This is a genomic window from Streptomyces sp. CA2R106 (assembly GCF_037034245.1).
Classification (GTDB): domain Bacteria; phylum Actinomycetota; class Actinomycetes; order Streptomycetales; family Streptomycetaceae; genus Actinacidiphila.
This window is the reverse complement of the sequence record NZ_JBAGKC010000093.1, coordinates 1-3,250: the sequence shown is the minus strand read 5'-3', so window position 1 is coordinate 3,250 and position 3,250 is coordinate 1. Positions and strand designations below refer to the sequence as shown.

The window sequence follows — 3,250 nt, the reverse complement described above, 5'->3', positions numbered from 1 at the left end:
CGCCAACCGAGCCGCGAACACCGGCGACACACCCGCCAGCTCACGCCCCATCCCCACCCACTGCGAACCCTGACCCGCAAACGCGAACACCGGACGCGCCTCAGATCGGGCCCGGCCAGAGGCGACCGCGCCTGCCGGGACACCCGCGGCAAGGCTCTCCAAGCCGCTCAGCAGCGCGGCCCGGTCACCACCCACCACCACCGCCCGGTGCTCGAAGGCGGAACGGGTCGCCGCCAACGACCACGCCACATCCGGCGGTTCGAGACCCGGACGCCCGTCGACCCACTCCCGCAAGCGCTCCGCCTGCCCCGCCAGGCCCGCCGCCGAACGGCCCGACACCAGCCACGCACCGGCACCGGCACCGTCGCCCGACAGCACCGGCAGCTCGCCCGCCGTGCCGTCAGGCTCCGAAGCGGCCGCCTCGGCCTCCTCGGGCTTCGGCGCCGGGGCCTCCTCCAGGATGACGTGCGCGTTCGTCCCGCTCATCCCGAACGAGGACACAGCGGCCCGGCGCGGCTGCTCACCGGTCGGCCATGCCACCGGCTCGCTCAGCAGCCGGACCGCGCCGGCCGTCCAGTCGACGTGCGAGGACGGCTCCTCGGCGTGGAGAGTCTGCGGCAGCTGCTCGTGCCGGAGGGCCAGCACCATCTTGATGATGCCCGCGACGCCCGCCGCGGCCTGCGTGTGGCCGATGTTGGACTTCACCGAGCCCAGCCACAGCGGCCGGTCCGCGGTCCGCTCCTGGCCGTAGGTCGCCAGCAGCGCGCCGGCCTCGATCGGGTCGCCGAGCTTGGTGCCGGTGCCGTGGGCCTCGACGACGTCCACGTCGGCGGCGGTCAGCCCGGCGCTCGCGAGGGCCGCCCGGATGACGCGCTGCTGCGAGGGGCCGTTGGGCGCGGTGAGACCGTTGGACGCGCCGTCCTGGTTGACCGCGGAGCCCCGTACGACCGCGAGGACCTCGTGCCCGTTGCGCCGGGCGTCCGACAGCCGCTCGACCACGAGGATGCCGGCGCCCTCGGCCCAGCCGGTGCCGTCCGCGTCCTCGGAGAAGGCGCGGCAGCGGCCGTCGGCCGAAAGCCCCTGCTGGCGGGAGAAGTCGATGAAGGTGCCCGGGGTGGCCATCACGGTGGCGCCGCCGGCCAGGGCGAGCGTGCACTCGCCGGAGCGCAGCGCCTGGATGGCCAGGTGGAGCGCGACCAGGGAGGAGGAGCAGGCGGTGTCGATGGTCATGGCGGGGCCCTCGAGACCGAGGGCGTAGGAGACCCGGCCGGAGAGCACACTGGTGGCGTTGCCGGTGAGCGAGTGCCCCTCGGAGCCGGAGTCGCCCTGGTTGGCCAGCGCCAGCCCGAAGCTGTAACCGGAGGTGAAGCCGCCGGCGAAGACACCGGTGGCGCTCTCCCGCAGAGTCGCCGGGTCGATCCCGGCCCGCTCCAGCGCCTCCCAGGACGTCTCCAGCATGAGCCGCTGCTGCGGGTCCATCGCCAGCGCCTCGCGCGGGCTGATCCCGAAGAAGTCGGCGTCGAAGTCGGCCACTTCGCGCAGGAACGCGCCCTGGGCGACGTAGGAGGTGCCCTCGCGCTCGCCGTCCGGGTCGAAGACGCCTTCCAGGTCCCAGCCGCGGTCGGTCGGGAAGGCGCCCACCGCGTCGCCGCCGGAGGTGAGGAAGTCCCAGAACTGCTCGGGGGTTCCGGCGCCGCCGGGGAAGCGGCAGGCCATGCCGACGATCGCCACCGGCTCGTCCACGGCGACTGCGGCCACGGTGACCACGGGGGCGGAAACGCCCTGGCGGCCGGTCAGTTCGCCGCGCAGGAAGGCGGCGAGCGCCTGGGGGGTCGGGTAGTCGAAGACGAGGGTGGCGGGCAGCCGCAGGCCGGTGGCGGCGTTGAGGCGGTTGCGCAGCTCGACCGAGGTGAGCGAGTCGAAGCCGAGGTCCTTGAAGGCGCGCCGGTCCTCGACCGCGTCGGCCGAGGTGTGCCCGAGCACGACGGCCGCCTCGCCGCGTACGAGGTCCGTCAGGACGCGTTCCTGCTCGGAGCGGCCCATCCCGGCAAGCTGCCGGGCGAGTTCGCCCTCGGCGTGGACCACGGTGAGCGTGTTCTCCGCGGCCGCGAGCAGGCGGCGGGCGTCGGGCAGGTCGCGGAGCAGCGGCCGTCCCAGTACGCCGGCGGCGCCCGCGTCGGACCCCAGCCGGTCCCAGTCGACGTCCATGACGGTCAGCGTGGCGTCGGAGCCTGCCATCGCCTCGTCCAGGGCGCGGGCCGCGAGCTGCGGGTCCATCGGGGGCAGCGGCATCTGGCGCATCCGGGCGCGGGCCGCCTCTCCGGTCTCCGCGAGGCCGCCGCCGCTCCAGGGCCCCCAGGCCACGGCCAGGCCGGCCAGGCCGCGGGAGCGGCGGTGCTCCGCCAGCGCGTCGAGGTAGGCGTTGGCTGCCGCGTAGCTGCCCTGGCCGGGTCCGCCGAGCGTGGCGGCGGCCGCGGAGAACAGCACGAAGCTCTCCAGGTCGCGGTCGGCGGTCAACTCGTCGAGCAGGGCGGCACCTTGGGCCTTGACCCGCAGCACCGTCTCCAGGCGGGACGCGTCGAGGCCGTCCAGCATCCCGTCGTCCAGGACGGCGGCGGTGTGCAGTACGGACGCCAGCCGCGGGCCGGTCGCGTCGATCCGGTCCAACAGGGCGGCCAGCGGGGCCCGTTCGCTGACGTCACATGCGACGACCTCCACCGCGGAGCCGGCCTGCGCCAGTTCGGCGGCGAGAGCGGCGGCGCCCTGCGCCGAAGCGCCCGAACGGCTGGTCAGCACCAGCCGTTCGGCACCGCGGCCGGCGAGGCGGCGCGCCACGTGTCCGGCGATCGCACCCGTGCCGCCGGTGATCAGCGTGGTGCCGAGGGCCGTACGGTCCTCGCCCGCGGTACGCCGTGTCACGCGCGCGAGCCGGCGGGCGAGGGCTCCGGAGGGCCGCAGGGCCACCTCGTTCTCCCCGCAGCCGGCCAGTACACCGACCAGCCGCGCGGCGGCACGCTCGTCCAGCGACTCCGGCAGGTCCACCAACCCGCCCCAGCGGTCCGGGTGTTCCAGAGCCACGACCCGGCCCAGACCCCACACCTGCGCCTGCACCGGGTGGGCCAGCACCTCACCCGGACCCGCCGCGACCGCACCAGAAGTGGCAAGCCACAGCGGCGCCCCGATCCCCGCGTCCCCGAGGCCCTGCACCAGGGCCAGCGTCGCCGCCAGTCCGGCGGTCACGGCCGGGCGG

At 75.5% G+C, this 3,250-nt stretch carries 1 protein-coding gene; it reads right to left on the bottom strand.

The window, feature by feature from the left end; translation table 11 throughout:
• Positions 1 to 3,250 (bottom strand): type I polyketide synthase (locus WA788_RS35130; RefSeq protein ID WP_335984464.1); only part of this gene is annotated, 3,250 nt, incomplete at both ends.